Source organism: Pedobacter psychrotolerans (genome assembly GCF_004340665.1).
Taxonomy (GTDB): Bacteria; Bacteroidota; Bacteroidia; order Sphingobacteriales; family Sphingobacteriaceae; genus Pedobacter; species Pedobacter psychrotolerans.
Genome location: NZ_SLWO01000007.1, coordinates 238,046 through 259,672, shown reverse-complemented (window position 1 = coordinate 259,672; position 21,627 = coordinate 238,046). Strand labels below are relative to the sequence as shown.

Sequence of the window (21,627 nt, the reverse complement as noted above, 5' to 3'; positions counted from 1 at the left end):
TTTATCCCTATCTGATTCGTTCTTCCGTACTTGCAGGGACTGCCTGTATGTCTGAAATTTGTTGTAAATAAATGATCTATGAAAGATTTTAATTTCGATAATGAGCTGTCTGGCAAAATAGTATTAGTGACTGGCGGTACCAAAGGAGCTGGCAAGGCTATAGCAGAACGCTTGCTTAGCGCAGGAGCAACGGTTGCCATTAGTGCAAGGAACAGACCGGAGGAACAGAACGATCACCTGCATTTTATTGCTGCCGATCTGAGTACGCCGACCGGAACACAAAAAGTGGTTGAGGAGGTTTTACAGAAATTTGGAAGGCTGGATATTCTGATCAATAATCTAGGTAGTTCAGAAACCGTTGGTGGTGGATTTGCAGTATTGACTGATGAGCAGTGGGAAACTACCATTAATGCAAACTTATTGGCACCCGTCCGTTTGGACAGAGGCTTTCTGCCACAAATGATTAAGCGCGGAAATGGGGTCATCATCCACATCGCCAGTATACAGGGCAAACTGCCTTTGTACGATTCTACCTTGCCTTATGCGGCGGCAAAAGCAGGATTGATTAATTACAGTAAAGGTCTTTCCAACGAGGTTTCATCAAAAGGTGTCCGTGTGCTAACGGTTTCACCGGGATGGATCATGACCAATTCTGCAATACGGATGATGGAAAGAATTGCTGAAAGTTCTAACAGTACTGTTGAACAGGCCACCCAAAGTGTGATGGATGCCTTAGGCGGTATACCTTTCGGCAGGCCAGCTAAACCAGAGGAGGTTGCGGAATTTGTGGGGTTTTTGGTTTCTCCAAGGGCTGGCTATTTAACGGGAACGGAGTATGTTATTGATGGGGGAACGATACCAACTATTTAATTTATAACATAAAAACTAAAACAATGAATTTACCAGACCTTATTTCTGCCTTTGTTAAGGCTGAAAATGACTATGAAATCGATGCTTATGTAGCCTGTTTTACGCCAGATGCCGTTGTTTTCGATGAGGGCAAGAACCATCAGGGAAGAAACCAGATCAAAACATGGAAGGAAGAGACAAATGAAAAATACCATACGGTTATGGAGCCCATTGAATATTCAGGCTACGACGATATGGGTAAGCTCAGCGCCATGATTTCTGGAACATTTGAGGGCAGTCCGATACTGTTCAGCTTCCAGTTCAAATTTGCCGATGGCCTGATCCAGTCTTTAAAAATAACGAACTGATCATTACGAAATCATCGGTTATTGCCTGTTGAGCAAAATCTGATTGGGAGATCTTCAAAACCGACTTCGAGGTAAATCTCAGTCGGTTTTTTCCTTCTTTTGGATAGATAATAATATGATAATTGGAGCTTTTTTAAATATTAAATTAAGAAAGACTTAACTCCTTAATTTTCTCTTTTATAAATGCTTCCTTGTCTTTTTTCACTTCATCAATCATTTCTTTTCTTTCTGGAGGTAGGGTGAAATATTTATCAGCCCATAAATTTATCTCCACCATTATTGGAAGCAGGTCAATACCTTTTTGAGTGAGCTTGTATAATACTTTTGCCTTGCTTTCAGGATGATCTTGTTTGGTAATTATCCCATTGGTTTCCAACATCTGTAATCTAGCAGCCAGGATATTTGTCGCAATTTTTTCTTCAGATTTTAGGAAATCTCCATAAGTGCATTGTTTAGCACGCATTAAATCTCTAATGATCAGCAATGACCATTTGTCTCCCCAGATATCCAATGAGCAGCTAATAGGGCATTCAGACCTCTTTTTTGTCTCTATCATAAAATATTAAATAAAATCACTTGCAAATTGAAAGTTGTTTATATATTTGCACTTGCAAAACGCAAGCAAATTTACATAAATATATCATCAATACCATGAAAACAACAGGAAATACCCTTTTTATTAGCGGAGGAAGTGCTGGAATTGGTTTAGCTATCGCTAAAAAATTTAATGCAGCAGGTAACAAGATCATCATCAATGGTCGAAGTGAGGAACGTCTTCAAAGTGCTTTGAAAGAATTAAACAATGCAGTGGCGATACAAGGAGATTTGTCTATACAGGCAGATCGGGTCCGCATTGCAGAAGAATTAAAAAACAATCATCCTGATTTAAACATCATTATAAACAATGCTGGTGCTGCCTTTATGAATGATTTGAGTGACCAGAACAATCATGCTGCTGAAAAAGCCTATCAGGAAATTAATACCAACTACATCAGTATCATAGATTTTACGGCCCTAACTTTACCATTGCTTTTGCAACAGGATGATGCAGCAATTGTGAATGTTTCTTCAATAGCTGTTTTTAGATCGAACCAATACTTGCCTACTTATTCAGCAAGTAAGGCGGCGTTGCACCATTATACACAAGGCCTTAGAGATACATTTTCTGAAACTGCGCAACTTAATGTGTATGAGCTTTATCCTCCTTTGGTTAACACTGAATTTTCTGAACCGATTGGTGGTGCCAATGGTATTTCTCCATCTGAGGTAGCCGATGAGTTGTTTGCAGCGATGGAAAAAAATCAATTCGAAGTTCCGGTAGGGGACAGTAAAAAAATACACGCTTTGATCAATCCTTTGATAGAGGGGATGAGTCATTAATTCTTACTGAGATATAAAATTCGAAAATTATGAACTTAAAGGGGAAAACGATCCTGATCACAGGTGGGGCATCAGGAATAGGGCTGGAAGCTGCCAGACAATTTTTAGCTATTGGTGCAAAAGTAATTATTACAGGAAGGAATCAGGTAAAACTAGATACTGCTAAACAATTATATCCAGCTATAATCGCCATACAAAGCGATGCGGGGAATGAAGCAGATGCTAAATCACTCTATCATAAAGTGAATGAATTGGGTGGTATTGACATTTTGTACAACAATGCTGCGGTGCTGGTTTCACCATCAAATCTTGGTATTGCGAATGAAAAACATATTGAAGGTGCTGCATACGAAATGAAGGTTAATTATCTGGGCGTGGTGAGGCTAAATAATCTTTTTCTTGATATGCTCAAGTCCAGAGAAGAAGCTGCAATTATTAATACGACCTCAATTCTGAGTCAGGCTCCTTCCTTAATTGAAGCTACCTATTCTTCATCAAAAACAGCACTGGCTTTTTATACGGTATCACTTCGTGAACATTTAAAGATCATTGGGAGTAAAGTGAAAATCTTTGAATTGATCCCTCCGCTTGTTGCGACGGAAATGACGGCAGAAAGAAAGGACAAAAAAATATCCCCTATGGAAATGGTGAAAGGCTTGATCAACGGTTTATCAAAAAACGATTATACCATCCGCATTGGCGACGCAAAATTGTTTAATCTGGTGAATAGGTTTTTACCTAAAACGGCCTTTAATATACTCAATCCAAAAAAAGATCATCATCTCTTAAAAAATTAAAATGAAAGCATTTGTCATTAACCATTATACCAAAGGGGGTCTTCAGCTTGCAGATGTTCCTGTACCTGAAATTAGTGAGCATGAAGTTTTGGTAGAGGTTCACGCAGCAAGCGTTAATCTTTTGGATGAAAAAATAAAAACCGGGGCGTTTAAATTGATTTTGCCCTATAAATTTCCACTTATTTTAGGGCATGATGTAGCAGGTGTAATTACACAGGTTGGAAAAAATGTACAGCAATTTAAGATAGGGGATGAGGTTTATTCACGTCCATCAGACTTCAGTATTGGTACGTTTGCAGCATTTATTGCAATTAATGAAAATGACGTAGCCTTTAAACCAAAGAACCTTTCTATGGAAGAGGCTGCATCTATTCCTTTGGTTGCACTAACTGCCTGGCAAGCTTTGGTAGAAAGGGTAAATCTTAAAAGTGGACAAAAAGTATTTATCCAGGCAGGCTCTGGAGGTGTGGGTACTGTTGCTATACAATTGGCTAAATATCTTGGGGCAACTGTTGCGACAACTGCAAGTGAAAAAAGCTTTGGTATGTTGAAAGGCCTTGGAGCAGATGTGCTGATTGATTACAAGAAACAGGATTTTGAAACTATCCTTAAAGATTATGATGTGGTGTTGAATAGCCAGGATAATAAAACCCTCCAAAAGTCTCTACGAATATTGAGACCGAAAGGTAAAGCAATCTCCATTTCTGGCCAACCAACTGCTGATTTTGCCAAAACAATTGGAGCGCCATGGTTTGTGAGGTTAATCTTATTCCTGATCAGTTCAGGTATCAGGAGAAACGCCAAGAAATTAGATGTTGATTATTCGTTTCTGTTTATGAAGGCAAACGGCAAACAGTTGAATGATATTACCAAACTGATTGAACAGGGGGTGCTCAGGCCAGTGGTAGATCAGGTATTTCCATTTAATCAAACCAATGCAGCGTTGGAATATGTAAGAAGTGGACGGGCAAAAGGAAAAGTTGTGGTTAAAATAAAATAAGGTTTGTTATTAAATGATGATGTTATTGCCAACGCAATTCGATTATTATTATTATTATTGGAAAGATAGCAATATGACCAATTGGGGAGAGAATTTTGGCATTTATATTTCCGATGATTAAAAACAGGGGAATCACTTCACAATTCTATTACCTGAATTCGATCATTATTGATTTTAACACCCCGGTCTGCGACCACCCTCCGATGCATCGGAGGGAATTACGCTTACCTGTAAAAAATAACGAACTGATCATTACAAAATCATCGGTTATTGCCTGTTGAGCAAAATCTGATTGGGAGAAACTCCGTATCTCTTTTTGAAAATAAAGGAAAAATGGGAAAGGTCTTCAAAACCGACTTCGAGGTAAATCTCAGTCGGTTTTTTCTTTTTTTCTGCCAGGTAATAATAAGCTAGTTCCAGTCTTTTATCCGTCAGCCATTTTTGGGGCGTGGTATTGAACAGTTTTTTGAAATCTCTGTTGAATGTAGATAGGCTACGACCTGTTAGGTAGCCGAGTTTTTCCAGAGGCATGTTGAACATAAAATTGCGTTGCATAAAATCGACCAGATCGATTTTGCCCGGAACATCAAAATTGGCTAAAACACTATCTATGCTGGGATCGATCAACCTGAGGATATTGATTGCTTCTTCAATTTTGAGTGTTGCCAAACTTTCTGGAAATTCACTTTCTACATCAAAATAGGGGATCAGTGATGCCAGGCAGCTTTCTAGTAATGGATGATTGTTGAAATGGTATATCTTCTGGTGGGGCTGTGTTTGCCTTTTATAGTCAATTTTTTTATAGAATTTCTTTAACCGCTCAGATGATAAATGCATTACCACCGTTTTATGTGGCAAACCACTTTTGGGATAGTTGATGATCGTTGCCAGTTCGTTCCTTGGAATCAGGAAAATATCACCTGTTTTGAAACTGAAGGTGGATTCTGCCTGTATGATCTTTGTTTCTCCCGAGATAAACCACACCAGCATGTGGTCAACAAACATCAAGTCTGATTTGAACAGTTTGTCCTCATAGCTGGAAAGCTTGATGTCCTTTGTCAGGTATTTGGATATGTGTTCCATTGTGATAAAGTTATTGGTTTTTGCTCAACTTCCCCTCAACGCACTGGCCGCCATCGATTATAAATTTAACCCCTGTCATTTCTTCAGTCAAGTCCCATAGCCTTTTTGCATCGTATTCATTCAACGAATAGGCCATTACACCGCTTTGATGAAGTTTAGCATTCGTTTGAACTGATGTGTCTTCTGGAAGAAGTTCGGCTATATCTGCATCTTCGCAATAAACGCCACCGATATGATTAAGCAATGGGGTAGTTGCGACCCAAACAGTAGTTGCAGCGCCTTGGGGGATGGTTTTAAGGCTGGCCTGTATTTCCGGACGAATGTTTCCACTTTCATCAAAAAAGCCCATCTGTTTAAAAAGCTCTATATCGGCATCCCTGGCCAGCTCAGTTCCGGCAATTGATCCAGGATGTAAAGAGTAGGCTCTTACCTGATGTGCTTTTACTCGGGTATCCAGTTCCAGCGCGAACAGGTTGCTGGCTGTTTTTGACTGTCCATATCCAAGAAGTGTTTGGTATTCTCTATGCTTAAAGTTTGGATCGTTGAAATTGAAAGGTGCCATATGGTGCCCCAGAGATGAAACATTTATTACACGTGCTCCATTGGCTTTTTTAAGTGCTGGCCATAATCTTGCCACGAGTTGAAATTGTCCAAGGTAATTGGTTGATAGTTGTGATTCTATACCTTGGCTGTTCCTTTGCAGCGGCACCCACATGATGCCAGCATTGTTGATCAACAAGTGTAGTGGTCTGCCGGAAGCTAAGAATTTTTCGGCAAAAATATCGATGGTATCAGGCTTAGAGAGGTCTATTGCTTCAATTTCAACGTTTGGAATGCCTTCCAGATTTTTCTTTGCTTTTTCAATATCTCTGGACGGTACGATCACGATTGCGCCCGCCGCTGCCAGTGCTTTCGTAGTTTCTAAACCGATACCAGCGTTGCCGCCGGTTACGATTGCGATTTTTCCGTTAAGGTTAATGCCTTTGATAACCTCTGTTGCTGTTGAGGTCGCACTAAAACCTGAACCTAGTGGGTGTTGTAATGTGCCTTGATAATTGCTCTTTTTCATTTTGTTTTGATTAAATGTTACAGGACAAATTTAGGCGGTTAACCAAAGGTGCATTTTGTTTAACGTGTCAATTCACTTTGTTTAGCGGGTCAGTTTTTTCCTTTTATGGTCATCTGAACCGGACATCAGGTTTAGCGTATTTCAAATCTATTGTTAAATAAAATTATGGTAAAAAGCTTGTTATGAATGGTTTTAATTACATACTCATTGACCCTGAATTTTGAAAGGTAATAAGTATAATTGAAAAAAAATAAATATTAGTTGTGGAAGTCAACTAAATAGTTTTACATTTGTATTCTTAAGATATATGGAGATGAACATAGGTTTAAAAATGGGGGCAGTTATAAAATCTATTGGTAAGCTGATTGATCAATCTGTAATGGATGAAGGAATTGAGCTTTCTATGGAGTACTTCATCCTACTTAATATTCTTTATGATAGAGATAACATCATCCAGAACGACCTCGCCAACCTTATGCATAAGGATAAATCAGCTATTTTGAGGCAGATAGATTTACTGGAAAAGAAAAAATTAGTCGTGCGCATTAACGATAGTGTGGATAGGCGTAAGAAAATTATTATGCTTACTAAAGATGGAATGAAAACTGTGGAGAGACTAAGGGAGGTGGAAGCTGATATTTTTAATAGCCTGCTGAAAGGTATATCGGAAGAGGATTTAAAAATTTTTGATTCGGTACTGAATAAAATGAGGGCTCAGGTATAATATTTTTTTGCCCTAATAATTGACAAAGTCAACATTCTTTTAAATCAACTATAATAACTGATGATATCGAATTATTTAAAATCGAAATGGATCCTGCTCTTAATGGCAGTTTATCTCGGTGCTTTTGAAGCCAATGCGCAAAGCCAGGTTCTTTCCTTAAAAGAAAGTATCAACTACACTTTAAAGCATCACCCGAGCAGTACAATATCTCAATACTCAGCCCAATCGGCAGCGGAAAAAATCAGGGAAAGTAAATCTGTTTTTTTGCCTTCTGTGGCTGGTAGCGTGGGGCTAGATTATAATATTAAACTTCAAACCAGCATTATCCCGGCGGGCAGCTTTTCTCCCACAGAGACAAAACTGCAAATAGGCAATAAATTTAGTAATTCTGCATATGTACAGGCTGATCAGAATCTGTTTGATAAAAGTTCTTCTTTAGGGATTACCGTGGCTAAAGTGGATAAGGAAATTGCGGACCTGAATGTATTAAAGCAAAACGAAACGCTTATTTACAATACTGCAACGGCTTATTACGAGGCTTTAACTTATGCTGAAAAAGGAAGATTGTTGAGGGAAAGCGAAAAGCAATACGCAACGATGGTTGGGATTTTGAAACTGCGTTACGAGCAGGGCGTGGTGAAGAAAAGCGAATACGACCGGGCAAGAGTTAACTATAATAATGTTCAATCTGAAATTCAGGCTAATGACAGTTCGTATAAACTTGCATTGAACACCCTTAAAAACAGCATGGGGCTTGAGCTTGAGGCTGTTATTACTATTGAAGATAGCGTGAGTAATGCTGATGTGAAGGATTTAAAACTTGCCGAATCTTCTTTATCAGCGCCTGATAATATTATCAATTACCGCATCGATCAAAAAAACCTGGAGTTGAAGAGCCTCGATGTGAAACAAAAGAAAGCCGCTTTTTTTCCTACCATTTCCATGTATGGCAAATACGGTGGCAATGCCTATAGTTCAGAATTTGTACCTGCCTTGAGTAATTGGTTTGATTATTCTACTATTGGCATAAAGGCTACCATACCTCTATTCAGCGGCTTTAAAAAGAAAAGCCAACTGGCACAGAGTAAGTTTAGCCTTGCCTCGCAGGAGCTCACCAACAAACTGAACCTGCAAACTTATAAACTCAATGTACAGAATGCCTCTACGCAAATTGTAAGTGCCTATACCAATCTTAAAAAGAACAAAGAAAACCTTCTGCTTGCAAAAGAAATGATGGATGCATCAACAATTGAATACAGGGAGGGCACAGCTACATTATCTTCTCTACTTGATGCCGAATATTCTTACAAGGAAGCACGGACTAATTATACCAATACGCTGCTGGATTACCTGAATGGCCGATTAAGCTATTATAACAACACTGGCACCATTTCTCAATTTGTAAACGATTTAAAATAACCACTCAACATGAAAGCGAAAAGAATTATTACCATCATAGTAATTGTAGCGGTGCCTGTAGCCATCATCATTGGGTTGATGACGAATAAAAAGAAACTGGATGATGCGAAGCAACCTGTTGACAGAAGCAATATTGGAGTAAAGGTAACTATAGATACGGTTTTATTGAAAACGGTTGATGGCTCGGTTACACAGCCGGCTACCCTGATTACTGACAATGACGCGAATGTAGCGGCAGAAACTGCCGGAAAAATTAGCAGTCTCAGCATACAGTTGGGCACAACAGTTAAAAAAGGCCAGGTAATCGGGCGTATTGATGTTACTGAAAACCAACAAAAACTGGAGGCTGCAGTGCTTTCCATTACTAAGCTTACGTCTGACTACGAAAGAAATAAAGTATTGTTGGCGGGCAATGCCACCAATGCCAATGCCGTAACAGATGCAAAATATGATCTGGATGCAAAAAAGCTGGAAGCTGCCCAGCTGCGTACTCAAATTAGCAGGGCCAATATTATAGCCCCATCAAGTGGTGTGATTACCGATAGACAAAAAATTGCTGGCGAATATGTTACAACGGGCACCACGATAGCGATCATCACCAATGTGAATACTTTAAAAGCCAATGTTAGTGTGCCGGAAAGCCAGGTTTTGTATATCAAGAAGGGGCAGAAGGCGATGATCACTTCTGATTCTTACCCGGGAGAGACTTTTACTGGCACAGTGAATTATGTAAGCCCTAAAGGTGATGATAACCACAACTACACGGTGCAGCTTGCCATTGCCAACACTGGTGCTATGCAGTTGAAGGCAGGGCTATACGTGAATGTTGAGTTTACCTACCCGACAACAAAGCAATCATTCTTGATGATTAATAAAAATGCATTGACTGACGGTGTGAAAAATCCGGCTGTATTTGTATTTAAAAGCGGTGTGGTTGAAAAAAGGAAACTGGTTACTGGTACTGAACATGGGGATGATATAGAAGTAAAAAGTGGCTTATCTGCAGGCGAATTGGTGGTAACCAGCGGACAGATCAATCTATCAGACGGCAGCAAAGCCCAAATTATAAAGGTAAAATAAAATACACCAGAAGCCCGCAGTTTTTGCCTCACCGAAAATTTTGAAAAAATGACTATCACAGAATTAAGTATAAAACGTCCGTTGTTGATTACGGTAATATTTGTAACGCTGATCTTATTTGGGTTGATTAGTTACAATTCGCTGAGCCTGAACCTGCTGCCTAAGTTTACGACGAATATGGTTTCGGTTAACACTACTTACACGGGTGCATCGCCTGAAGAAGTGCTTACCAGTGTTACCAAGCCATTGGAAGATGCCTTGTCTTCTGTTGAAGGTGTGGATGCGATAAGTTCTTCCTCGCAGGAAGGTTCTTCTTCCATTTCATTGGAATTAACCAATAGCGTATCGACCAGTGACGCACAGTTGGATGCGGAAAGGAAAGTAAACCAGCTATTGGCCACACTGCCACAGGGTGTAGATGATCCTGTAGTAAGCCGGATGAGTTCAGATGATGATCCGATATTGAAATTAAGCATCAGTTCTGATATGAATGATACGGAACTTTATGATTTTATTGATAATGAAATCAAACCATTGCTGACCAATATTCCTGGTGTATCGGATGTAACGGTGATCGGTGGCACAAAGAGGCAAATCAATGTGGAGATCGACAATGATAAATTGAAGGCCTATAACCTTTCTTTACTTGATGTTAACTCTGTGGTAAGTACAAGTGGAGCTTCATTTCCTTCTGGTAAAATTGAAAATGACAACAATCGCTATTCGCTTGATTTGAATGCAAAGGTTCAAACGGTGGCGCAGTTGAGGGATGTGGTGATCAGACAAAATAATGATGGGAGCAGGGTTTTGTTAAAAGATGTGGCTTCCATTACTGACGGAAAAGAAAATGTAACACAATTAAACCGTTTAAACAGTGAGCCTGCCATTGGTATCGAAATTAAAAAGCAGACGGATGCCAATACGGTAGAGGTAAGTAAGCTGGCTAAACAGCGTTTGGAAGAACTTAAAAAGAGCTATGCAGCAGATAATTTCGATTATAATATCGCTTCTGACCAATCTATTTATACGCAGGCATCTGCTGATGCGGTGGTTCATGATTTAATACTGGCTATAATCATCGTGTCATTTGTGATGTTATTCTTTTTGCACAGCGTCCGCAGTTCAACGTTTGTATTGGTGGCTTTACCTTCTGCAATGATCCCTTCTTTTATTTTGATGTGGATATTTGGTTTTTCGCTGAATATGATGACGCTGATGGCTCTTTCGCTGGTGGTGGGTGTTTTGGTAGATGATAGTATCGTGATCCTGGAAAACATTTTTCGCCACATGGAAATGGGGAAAGATAAAAGAACCGCGGCATTGGATGGCCGTAACGAAATCGGCTTTACGGCGTTGGCGATTACGCTGGTGGATGTGGTGGTATTTTTACCACTTGGATTTGTTGGCGGGATGATTGGCAATATTGTGAAAGAATATGCACTGGTAGTCGTTTTTTCTACCTTGATGAGCTTGTTTGTGGCTTTTACACTTACTCCGCTGTTGGCATCTCGTTGGGCAAAGCTTCCACATTTGAGCAAAACAACTTTATGGGGGAAAACCAATATCTGGTTTGAATCACTGATCGACCAATTTCGTGAGTTTTATTCAAATATCCTGAAATGGTCGTTGAGCCATAAACGATATGTAATTATTGCCATATCCGTATTGATTATTGGTTCTATGGCTTTGATTCCTGCTGGTTTTGTGGGTACGGAGTTTATACCCACCTCTGACCGCGGTGAATTGAACATTCAGATCGATTTGGCAGGTAACACGCCTTTAAAAGAAACAAATGCGAAGATTGCCCAGATAGAAAGCGTCATACTCAAACACCCCGAAGTGGTGAATGTGTTTTCAAAAGTGGGTACGCAAAGTGGTGCTTCCATGGGATCTAATGCATCATCTAACAGTAACCTTGCAGAAATTTCCATCCAGCTTACTGATGTAAACGAACGCTCAATAAGCACTGTCAATTTTGGCAGGAAGGTAAGGGATGAAATTGAACAGATACCGGGTGTGAAGCCTACCATAAAAACAGTGGGTATGACGGGTAACGCTAGTTTTGATATTCAGATGGATGTTCGTGGGGTGAACAGGGATTCGATTATGAAGGCTGCGGCCATTGTTAAAAATATTTTCGAAAAAACAGCCGGTACCGATTATGTGCAATACAGTAGCAAAGAGGCTAAACCACAGGTTTCCATTGTACTTAACCATGATAAAATGGCCAGCTATGCGGTTACCACTAATGATGTGGGCAATGCGGTGCAGTATGGATTCAGTGGAAACGATAATACTAAATTCAGAGATGATGGAGAAGAATATGCCATTAACCTGCAGTTAGATGGTTTCAATACCATGACGATAGAGGATGTGAAGAAGTTTAATGTGAAAAATTCCAGGGGTGCAACCATTCCGCTGGAGGCTATTGCGACCATTACCGAAACATCCAGCCAATCGGTACTTGAACGCAAAGACCGACTCAATTCAGTTACTGTAAATGCCATTGCAGTGGGGCGTGCCTCGGGCAGTATTACGGATGATATTAATAAGGAGCTTGAAAAAATTAAGTTCCCTGCAGGAGTAGATGTTGTACAAGCGGGATTCGGTAAAAACCAAAGTGATGCATTCAGCAGTTTGTTTATGGCGGTTGGGTTGGGCATATTACTGATCTACCTCATTATGGTGGCTTTATACGAAAGTATTGTATATCCTTTTGTGGTATTATTCTCTTTGCCTGTTGCCATTATTGGGGCCATACTGGCTTTAGCACTTACACTACATACCATCAACCTGTTTTCTATATTGGGGATCATCATGCTTTTAGGGTTGGTTGCTAAAAACGCCATCCTGATTGTCGACTTTACCAACCAGGAAAAGGAGAAAGGCAAGTCTGTAAAAGATGCCCTCATTGAAGCTGGACGGGAGCGTTTACGGCCTATTTTAATGACCACACTGGCAATGATTTTAGGTATGCTGCCAATGGCACTTTCATCAGATGCGGGTTCAGAAACCAAGAATGGTATGGCCTGGGTAATTATCGGTGGCTTAACAAGTTCTATGATTTTTACGCTGGTATTTGTACCTGTTATGTATACCATTATTGAAGGTTGGAAAAACAAAGTGAATGGGTGGTTCGTAAAGAAAAATGTTCAGACAGCAAGGGTGCAGGTGAAAGCATAGGTTCTTCATTATATGTTGAGGGGGTGGCAATCTTTTTTAAGAAAATTTAGGTGCATTGGGAAACTGGCGAAGTCTTGCTGCGCACTGGCCTTTGAGACTTCGCAAGTTAATAAGCAAAACGTCGTTTCATGCTGAAAGTACTCATGTTCTTAATGTTTCTGGACTACGATATTTGTAGCTATATATCAAATTTATACGGTAAGGAGATTCTAACCTGTGTGCCTTCTCCTGGTCTGGAATTGATTTTGATGGTACCTTTTAGTAAAAGCACTTTGCTTTTGATAGAGGAGATACCTATTCCTGGTTGATGTAATTTTGGGTGCATGCCTTTACCATTATCTCTAACGGTGATTAATACATTACTCTCTTCTTTTAATACAATAACATCGCAACGCGTTGCCTCCGCATGTTTAACCACATTTACCATCAGTTCTTGCAAAGTTCTGAAGATGGCGAGTTCCATAAAGGTATCTAGTTTGGTTTGTTTAAGTGCTACCATACAATGAAATTCTACTTTTTCAGTTAACTGAGAGCAAGCTTCTTCAATAGCGGCCTTGAGTCCAAATTCTGCCAAAGCGGTTGGCATGAGTTCATGTGAAATTCTCCTGGTCTCTTTGATAGACTCGCCCAATAATTTTGCTGTATAGTTTCGTGAATCATTGAATTTTGTGAGGTCTTCAAATGCCATTTTTGCGGTAATATGATTCATCGATAGCTGAGTGCCATAAAGGAGTTGACCAACCCCGTTATGCAGGCTCTCGGAGATTCTCCTCTGCTCTTGTTCTTGTGTAGTGAGCATAACACGAAGGATTTCCTGCTGTTGCCGCATTTCTAAACGGCGAAGTTTATTTTCTGATTCTCGTAGGGCAGTAATGTCAATATCAACACCCAATACTCGTACGGCATGATCTTGTGTGCTTTTTGCGATAATTCCTTTTAAGCGAACTAGTTTATATTTTCCATTGATATGAAGCGATATGGTTTCTTCAAAGTCTTCACGGCCGTTTTTGATTAAATCCACTACTTTTTGTGCGGTCTTTAAACTTTCTTTAGTGGCGTATTTTAAGTAAATCTCGGGTGCTATTGCTGTGCCTGGTGCTATACTAAAAAGCTTGTACATACCATCTGACCATTTAAAATCATTGCTGTTTACTTGATAATCCCAGCTGCCGCTCAGCGATAATTCTTCTGATTGTTGCAGCAAAATATAATCCCGGAGTCTTTGTTGTTCGGCAATCACCCTATCGGTAATGTCAAGATTGGTACTAACCAAAATGTCTTCTCCTTTAACAAACATGGTAGCGTACCATTTATTAACACCATCAAAATTATAGTGATATTCCATGTTTCCGGGTATTCCGGTCTGAATAGTTTTTACCATCAAATCAAAAATGCCTGTTTCACGGATTCCCGGGAAAACCTCAGTATAAAGTTGCCCTACCAGATCATTCTTGCCAGATTCATCCTGGATCTTTTTATTCACGGTTACAATCTCAAAATCAATGATGGTATTCTGCTCATTACGCACCGGTTTAAATACCGACATACCAACCAATGTGGTGTTATAAACGGTTTGTAAAAGCGTTAAATTTTCCTGAAGTTCCATTGTACGTTTAGCTATTTCCTGCTCCAGGTGTTCATTGAGTTCGACGAGTTTCTGCTCTGCAATTTTTCGCTCGTTGATGTTCACTGCATAAGTTACCAGTGTGCCATCACCAAGCGCCGCAGCGGTAAAAATTAGCCATACCTGGGTGTCATCGCTTCTTTGTACCTCTACTTCAAGCGGTCCGCCAATACCAGACTGCTGCACATCAGAAAGCAATTTTATACTTGCTTTTACATCACTGTTAACAAAATCAAACCAACGATGCTTCTTAAATTCGAAATCTACTCTTGCATATTTAATCATTTCTAAAAAAGCATCATTTGCAGAAAGAATTTTACCGCTGAAATCTAATGTTAGTACGCCAACCTGTGGTATGTTAAGCATCGATTTGAGGTGCTGCTCACTTAATTTCAATCGCTCTTCAGCTGCTGCTCTTTCTACAGCAGCCCAGGTTCGTTGGGCAACTTCTTCTACCAATTGAATTTCCTTTAAGGTCCATTTCCTGGCTTCAATGCTGTGAACCGCCAATGTGGCTACCCAAACCTCTTCCTTAATTAAGGGTACGGCCAGATAAGCATGAAAACCTGAGCTGCTTAAAAACTGACGCTCAACAGGTGAGATTAATGGATCTTTGCTAATGTCGTTAGATACCTGAGTAAGCCCTGCCCGGTATCCTGCTACGAGGTGTTTTCCGAAGTTCTGATAAGGAAACTTGCCTACAAGTGGGGGAAGAATATGGCTCCATCCTTGCTTAATTACGACCAGATCACCTTGTGTTTGCCCATAATGAACCTGATTGGCACCTAAAAAATTGCCTAAAAGGCGACATGCAGTAGCCTCTACATTTACCGGATCGCTGATGAAGCGAAGTTCATCGCCAAGTGATAAAAGAAATGATTGAATGCTTTCGCTCTTTTTGCGCTCAGTAATATCATTGAATAATACGGCGACCTGATAGGGAGATTGTTCTCCGATGGCAAAAGCATATGCCTCATAAATTCGGTTAAGGGCAGCTGCCGGTGCCTCAAAACGTTTAGGTTTGCCACTTAAGGCTACTTCGCCATAACGCTGATACCAATACGTTTCATGATTTGGCGCAATAGACTTCATGGTCTTACCGATCACACCAGATAAACCAGTCTGGACTTCGAAAATCAGGTTTGTTTCCAAAATAAGATAATCTGTAGCCGTTCCTTCTTCATTGAAGAGCATCTCAATTAAGCAGAAACCCTGATCAATTGAATTGAATAGGGAATGGTATTTTCGGGTTGAATCTCTGTAACGGCGTTCTGATTCTCTGAGTAATGTTTCTGCAAGCCTTCTTCCGGTAATATCAACTCCTGTTCCAAACCATTCGGTAATCTTTCCGTTATGATCAAATAATGGGACTGCACGGGAATGTACCCATCCAATTTTACCATCTGCAAGAATTACACGATGCTCAAGCTCAAAATTTATTTTCTTTTCGATGGCTAAGGCGATATGCTTAAGTACCAAATCATGGTCTTGATGGGGAATGTATTTTTCTAACCAGTTTTCGTTAATAAATTTTGTATCATCCAGTGTATCATTCCCTTCCAGCATGTACATCTTTTTCCAATCGGCACTCATGTTGTAAACCATGGATGAGCCTGCTATTACATAATGTTGAAATTTTTTTTCTGATTGCTGAAAGGTATTGGTTTTAAGTTTCTTTAACTCTTTTTCGCTTACATCCTCATAGCGAATGGCTACTTTGGCTGGGTTATTCTCTCCAAATTTAAATGCACTAATTTGAACGCGCTGTTCCGTATCCTTATTCTGAATTATATGCTGATCTGGATTTCCGGATTTAGCAACCTGATGGCAAAATGCATCAAAGTCCCAGTCAGTAGTATTTAGTTGTTTTAAGTATTCACCAATTTGCAAGTTGCCGAATATATTTCTGGCAGAACGGTTTACGCTCAGAGCGGTAATTGCTTGATGCTGTGTGGTATTTTCATGACTGACTTCAAGTAATACATAGGCTTCAGCAGAATTTTCGAAAAATGCTTTGTAGTCATTTTCTGATGCAGAATTTTCAGGTTTTTCCATGAGATTTATTAACTACTTTATCTTAAGCCATTAAACTATGGCTAATTGCAGAATGGATCAATACACCTATATTTTTGGAAGCGTTATAAAGAATAGCACTACCTTGATTCTTTAATATTGAAATCTCTACTTATACGATCCATGAGTATTTAATCTTTAACTTGACTTCTATCCTCTATCTTCGGATATAGTAATATACAACTATCTTGTTTAAAAGGGGCGTGGATAGCCATGGATACGTATCTATTCGGGGAAATTAAGTATTTAACCATCCCAAGATCATCGTTGAGACTTTAATTCATTTCAATATCGATTGAAAGTTTTAAGTTTTCTTATTGAACGGGGGGCAGGCTTATCAGTTAATGGTGAGCGAATACTTATTATTGATCTTAGATAAAGAATAAATATTTCGTTATTTGCTATATTAATTGTAATATTGCGATATAGAATTATGGGACTTACAAAATCTGAAATATTTACCGAAGAGCAAAACAGATTGTCAACTTTGCTCAAAGCGATGGCTCACCCTGCACGGATCGCAATTTTGCAAAGAATTTTGGCATCCAATACCTGTATATGTGGCGATTTAGTGGAGGAATTAGGACTTGCGCAACCTACTATATCTCAACATTTGAAAGAATTAAAGCTTGCCGGAATTATTCAAGGTACTGTTGAAGGAGTAAGTATCTGCTATTGTATTAATCCAGTAACATGGAAGTTATTGAAGGATCAATTGGGTATCTTTTTTGAATCTTACAAAGGCGAAGTATCTTGTTGCTAAGCTTTTTTTTAAAACCAAATCAATCGTTAAATTGCAATATTATAAAATATAAATACACGCATTATGAAACTATCAGAAATAAAAGACATTCTTGGGCAAGTAGACGGTGTTAATTTTCAGTTGGAAAATGGAGCGATGGTTCCAGAACATTTTCATGTGACGGAGATAGGGGTAATCACTAAAAATTTTATCGACTGCGGAGGAACTGTTCGCCATGAAAAAGTTGCCAACTTCCAATTATGGGATGCAGATGATTTCGAACACAGGTTAAAACCTAAAAAATTACTTGACATTATAGGTCTATCGGAAAAAGTATTGGGAATGGAAGATTCAGAAATTGAGGTGGAATACCAGGCAGAAACTATTGGTAAATATGATTTAGCTTTTGATGGTACCAATTTCATCTTGATGGCTAAAAAAACAGCTTGTTTGGCCATGGATAAATGTGGTATACCTGAACCTTCAAAAAAGGCTGGATTGGTTAATCTTGCCGGCCCTGCAAATTCATGTACTCCTGGTGGTGGCTGCTGTTAATAACCTGAATTTGATCATTATTAATTGATTTTAACACACCCGGTCTGCGCGGAAGATTATAATTTGTCAATTGAAAACTGCTTTTGAATGGTTAACCACCCCCGCCCCTCCTAAATTAGGAGGGGAGTTTCCCTCATAGCTGTATAATGTAATATAATTAGTCAATTTAAAACTGCTTTTGAATGGTTAACCAACCCTGCCCTGTTAAATTAGGAGGGGAGTTTCCCTCATAGGTGTATAATGTAATATAATTTGTCAATTGAAGACTGCTATTGAATGGTTAACCACCCCGCTTCTCCTATATTAAGAGGGGAGTTCCACTCATAGGTTTATAATGTAAACTGTAAGGCATGTTATTAATCGAATTTAGGTTAATACTTTCCTTAAAATTAAATCTAAACCAGTTCTCCAAATGTGTAATCACTGGGTGAACTCACATAAAGTAAAAATCCATGAAAAAAATTTTAGTGCTCTGTACGGGCAACAGTTGTAGAAGCCAGATTGCTGAGGGCTATTTAAGAAATTTCGCAGGTGATGTTGCGGATATTTATAGTGCCGGAATTGAAACCCATGGGGTAAATCCGAAGGCAATCCAAACCATGAAGTCAGATGGTATTGATATTTCCGGACATACTTCCAATCACATCAATGAATACGTGGATATTGAATTTGATTACATCATCACGGTATGTGATCACGCAAAGGAAAGTTGCCCTTATTTTCCAAGCAAAGCATTAAAACTGCATCAGAATTTTCCTGATCCTGCTAAAGCTACTGGAACGGAATCAGAAATTGATGCGGAATTTGAGCGTGTAAGGAACATAATCAAAGGTTATACTCAGGCTTTTACGCAGCAATATCTTAAATCGTAATACGGTTTTCGATCGCAATACAACTTCTACTTGAATAAAATAAATTTACATGTCTGCTAATAGCTGCGCACCTGCATCGGAACGAAAAAAATTAAGTTTTCTAGACCGGTATTTAACCCTTTGGATTTTCCTGGCCATGGCTATAGGCGTTGGGGTAGGATCTTTATTCCCATCATCGGCTGTATTGATCAATTCATTCTCTAATGGCACGACCAATATACCACTTGCCATAGGATTGATTTTAATGATGTACCCGCCATTGGCTAAAGTGAAGTATGAGAATCTCGGACAGGTTTTTAAGGATACTAAAGTGTTAACCACTTCTTTAGTATTGAACTGGGTTGTTGGTCCATTTTTAATGTTCTTTCTGGCCATTACTTTTTTACATGATTATCCTGAATACATGGTTGGTCTTATCCTAATTGGACTTGCCCGCTGTATTGCCATGGTGGTGGTGTGGAATGAACTTGCTGAAGGAAACCGTGAATATGCGGCTGGTTTAATTGCCTTGAACAGTATTTTCCAGGTATTATTATACAGTGTATTTGCCTATATATTTATTACTGTTCTTCCGCCGGTGTTTGGATATAAGGGACTTGAAGTTAACATTTCCATTAGTCAGATTGCGAAGAGTGTCGGCATCTACCTTGGCATTCCTTTCGCGATGGGATTAATCAGTCGCATCATTCTAATTCGGGTTAAAGGGGAGGAGTGGTTCAATACGAAGTTCATCCCGTTAATTTCTCCAATTACATTAATAGCACTGTTGTTTACCATTGTAGTGATGTTTAGTTTGAAAGGAGAACTCATTGTTCAGATTCCGATGGATGTTGTTCGAATTGCCATACCGCTGATCATCTATTTTTCGATCATGTTTGTAATGAGCTTTTTTGCTGGGCGTTATTTTGGCGCTGATTATTCAAAAAGTGCGGCTATTGCATTTACCGCAACCGGCAATAACTTTGAGCTGGCTATTGCGGTAGCCATTGGTGTATTTGGAATAAATTCTGGTCAGGCTTTTGCAGGAGTGATTGGTCCATTGGTAGAAGTTCCGGCCTTAATTGCATTGGTAAATCTTGCCTTTTATTTCAGGAAGAAATACTTCGGCTTAAGCTCAGCTACTTGATATTTGGATAGCAATTCTTCGTATAAACCATATTTGTGTGATGAAAAAATCAGGTTGGTTTTAAAAATGTATATTTGAAATTTTGCAGAATAAGATGGAGAAAACAACTATAGAAAAAATCATGGCACCTGTGAGCCACTTTATTCATCTGGAATATACCAGTGGAATAGTCCTGTTGATAAGCGTGATTGTTGCGATCGCCTGGGCGAATTCACCATTCCATGAATTCTATGAACACTTGTGGCATATTAATTTTTCTGTAGGGTTTGATAAGTTCTTGCTCAGCCATCCACTCCATATATGGATCAATGATGGCCTGATGGCTATATTTTTCTTTGTAATTGGTCTTGAACTCAAGCGGGAGTTTATGGAAGGAGAGCTTTCATCACTTCAAAAGGCCTCTCTGCCCATGACAGCAGCTTTGGGAGGTATGCTTGTTCCGGCAGCTATTTATTTTTTCATCAATAGCGGAACTGATGCAGGGCAAGGTTGGGGAATTCCGATGGCGACTGATATTGCATTTGCACTGGCCTTGCTCTCTATGGCAAGTAAGCGTATACCCGTTTCTTTAAAGATTTTTCTTTCTGCTCTTGCTGTAGCAGATGATCTTGGTGCGGTGTTGGTTATTGCCTTCTTTTATACCGACCAGATTAACTTTGTGCCTTTGGCAATTGGAGCAGGGTTTTTGATCTTATTAATGGTGGGAAACCGAATTGGAATCAGAAGTGCGATATTTTATCTTATTCTGGGTATTTGCGTTTGGATTGGGTTTTTGCTTTCTGGCGTTCACGCAACCATTGCCGGAGTTTTGGTCGCTTTTACTATACCTGCCGTAACCAGAATTGATGAACAGATTTACTCCAGCAATCTGCGAAAGCTTTCTTATGATTTTGAAGCTGATATACCCGAAAGAGGAAAACTGATTACACCTGACCAAAACAAGACCATCCAAAAAGTAAAAACTTTAAGTATGGCCGCTGAAACACCTCTTCAGACTATCGAACATGCGCTCCATCCCTGGGTTGCCTTTGGCATTATGCCACTTTTTGCATTGGCTAATGCTGGGATAGTCATCAGTGCTGATTTCTTTAGCTCTATTGCAAATCCAGTATCAATCGGTGTAGCGGCTGGTTTGATTATAGGTAAATTTTCTGGTATTTTATTTTTTTGCTGGATAATGGTAAAGTTTCGTTTATCTAAATTGCCAGAAGGGGCGAACTGGAAACACATCGCTGGCGTAGCATTGTTAGCGGGTATTGGGTTTACGATGTCGCTTTTCATCAGTGGACTTGCTTTCAAAAATCCTGTTTTTATTGATCAGGCTAAATATGGAATTTTAATCGCCTCCATTTTTGCGGGCATTTTAGGGACAATTGTTTTGAAAAGGGTTGGCAAAGCTGGTAGTGATCCCAAGCTTGATCATTTAACTGAAGATAACAGTTAAAAGAAACCAAAGACTCTTCCATCGATTAAATTTCTCATATTTATGTATAGCTCTTCATGCAGCTTTATGCTCCTTAAAGGAGTAAATAAGTTATAGAGGATTTGCAAATAATTGTATCTTTGCTGCAATCGAAATGAGAAAAAATCAACAAGTTTTAAATAACCCTGTGACAAAGCCCTGAATTCTTTCAGTGTAATTTTCTCCCTTAGCTTATTCAATTGCTGAGGAAATATCCGTTA

General features: G+C 39.3%; 18 protein-coding genes. 14 read left to right on the top strand and 4 right to left on the bottom strand.

The genetic code is table 11. The annotated features are described in order from the left end of the window. Positions 1–78: 78 nt before the first annotated feature. Complete coding sequence (locus tag EV200_RS17965; protein ID WP_132535128.1) at positions 79–870, top strand: SDR family oxidoreductase; 792 nt, start codon at positions 79–81, stop codon at positions 868–870. 23 nt (positions 871–893) lie between these two features. Then, positions 894–1,217 carry a nuclear transport factor 2 family protein gene (locus EV200_RS17960; RefSeq protein ID WP_132535126.1) on the top strand — a complete coding sequence of 108 codons (324 nt, stop codon included), beginning with the start codon at positions 894–896 and terminating at the stop codon, positions 1,215–1,217. Between the two features lie 145 nt (positions 1,218–1,362). Here EV200_RS17960 and EV200_RS17955 read toward each other — a convergent pair whose 3' ends face one another. Then, positions 1,363–1,773: a winged helix-turn-helix transcriptional regulator gene (locus EV200_RS17955; protein WP_132535124.1), complete on the bottom strand. Its 411-nt coding sequence runs from the start codon at positions 1,771–1,773 to the stop codon at positions 1,363–1,365. 95 nt (positions 1,774–1,868) lie between these two features. Here EV200_RS17955 and EV200_RS17950 point away from each other — a divergent pair, with 95 nt between their 5' ends. The 3 genes from EV200_RS17950 to EV200_RS17940 are packed head-to-tail and all read left to right on the top strand — an operon-like array spanning position 1,869 to position 4,394. Next, positions 1,869–2,597, top strand: a complete 729-nt coding sequence (locus EV200_RS17950) for an SDR family oxidoreductase (RefSeq protein ID WP_132535122.1) — start codon at positions 1,869–1,871, stop codon at positions 2,595–2,597. A gap of 29 nt (positions 2,598–2,626) precedes the next feature. Continuing rightward, complete coding sequence (locus tag EV200_RS17945; protein WP_132535120.1) at positions 2,627–3,394, top strand: SDR family oxidoreductase; 768 nt, start codon at positions 2,627–2,629, stop codon at positions 3,392–3,394. 1 nt (position 3,395) lies between these two features. Next, on the top strand, positions 3,396–4,394 hold the full coding sequence (locus EV200_RS17940; protein WP_132535118.1) for an NADP-dependent oxidoreductase: 999 nt from the start codon (positions 3,396–3,398) through the stop codon (positions 4,392–4,394). Between the two features lie 267 nt (positions 4,395–4,661). Here EV200_RS17940 and EV200_RS17935 read toward each other — a convergent pair whose 3' ends face one another. Both EV200_RS17935 and EV200_RS17930 read right to left on the bottom strand, forming a co-directional pair. Continuing rightward, positions 4,662–5,477, bottom strand: coding sequence for a helix-turn-helix domain-containing protein (locus tag EV200_RS17935; protein WP_132535116.1), 816 nt, complete (start codon positions 5,475–5,477; stop codon positions 4,662–4,664). Positions 5,478–5,487: 10 nt separating this feature from the next. Next, positions 5,488–6,546: an SDR family NAD(P)-dependent oxidoreductase gene (locus EV200_RS17930; RefSeq protein WP_132535114.1), complete on the bottom strand. Its 1,059-nt coding sequence runs from the start codon at positions 6,544–6,546 to the stop codon at positions 5,488–5,490. Between the two features lie 313 nt (positions 6,547–6,859). Between EV200_RS17930 and EV200_RS17925 the strand changes: the two genes are divergently transcribed. The 4 genes from EV200_RS17925 (at position 6,860) to EV200_RS17910 (ending at position 12,952) form a co-directional block, all read left to right on the top strand. Then, positions 6,860–7,270, top strand: a complete 411-nt coding sequence (locus EV200_RS17925; protein WP_165877966.1) for a MarR family winged helix-turn-helix transcriptional regulator — start codon at positions 6,860–6,862, stop codon at positions 7,268–7,270. A gap of 102 nt (positions 7,271–7,372) precedes the next feature. After that, a complete protein-coding gene (locus tag EV200_RS17920) occupies positions 7,373–8,689 on the top strand; it encodes a TolC family protein (protein ID WP_165877965.1) in 1,317 nt (438 codons plus the stop codon). A gap of 9 nt (positions 8,690–8,698) precedes the next feature. Beyond that, positions 8,699–9,769: an efflux RND transporter periplasmic adaptor subunit gene (locus EV200_RS17915; RefSeq protein ID WP_132535108.1), complete on the top strand. Its 1,071-nt coding sequence runs from the start codon at positions 8,699–8,701 to the stop codon at positions 9,767–9,769. A gap of 48 nt (positions 9,770–9,817) precedes the next feature. Then, positions 9,818–12,952, top strand: coding sequence for an efflux RND transporter permease subunit (locus EV200_RS17910; RefSeq protein WP_132535105.1), 3,135 nt, complete (start codon positions 9,818–9,820; stop codon positions 12,950–12,952). 178 nt (positions 12,953–13,130) lie between these two features. Here EV200_RS17910 and EV200_RS17905 read toward each other — a convergent pair whose 3' ends face one another. Then, positions 13,131–16,631, bottom strand: a complete 3,501-nt coding sequence (locus tag EV200_RS17905; RefSeq protein ID WP_132535103.1) for a PAS domain-containing protein — start codon at positions 16,629–16,631, stop codon at positions 13,131–13,133. Positions 16,632–17,082: 451 nt separating this feature from the next. On the opposite strand from EV200_RS17905, the gene EV200_RS17900 reads away from it, so the two are divergent. The 5 genes from EV200_RS17900 to nhaA all read left to right on the top strand — a co-directional run bounded on the left by EV200_RS17900 (position 17,083) and on the right by nhaA (position 21,388). Continuing rightward, on the top strand, positions 17,083–17,412 hold the full coding sequence (locus EV200_RS17900) for an ArsR/SmtB family transcription factor (protein ID WP_132535101.1): 330 nt from the start codon (positions 17,083–17,085) through the stop codon (positions 17,410–17,412). Between the two features lie 63 nt (positions 17,413–17,475). Next, the gene (locus EV200_RS17895) at positions 17,476–17,946 is read left to right on the top strand and encodes a DUF6428 family protein (RefSeq protein ID WP_132535099.1); all 471 of its coding nucleotides are present in this window, start codon (positions 17,476–17,478) and stop codon (positions 17,944–17,946) included. A 452-nt stretch (positions 17,947–18,398) separates the two neighbouring features. Next, the gene (locus EV200_RS17890) at positions 18,399–18,818 is read left to right on the top strand and encodes an arsenate reductase ArsC (RefSeq protein WP_132535097.1); all 420 of its coding nucleotides are present in this window, start codon (positions 18,399–18,401) and stop codon (positions 18,816–18,818) included. Between the two features lie 49 nt (positions 18,819–18,867). Then, on the top strand, positions 18,868–19,944 hold the full coding sequence (gene arsB / locus EV200_RS17885; protein ID WP_132535095.1) for an ACR3 family arsenite efflux transporter: 1,077 nt from the start codon (positions 18,868–18,870) through the stop codon (positions 19,942–19,944). Positions 19,945–20,038: 94 nt separating this feature from the next. Beyond that, positions 20,039–21,388 carry a Na+/H+ antiporter NhaA gene (gene nhaA / locus EV200_RS17880; RefSeq protein ID WP_229676691.1) on the top strand — a complete coding sequence of 450 codons (1,350 nt, stop codon included), beginning with the start codon at positions 20,039–20,041 and terminating at the stop codon, positions 21,386–21,388. The last annotated feature ends 239 nt before the right edge of the window (positions 21,389–21,627 follow it).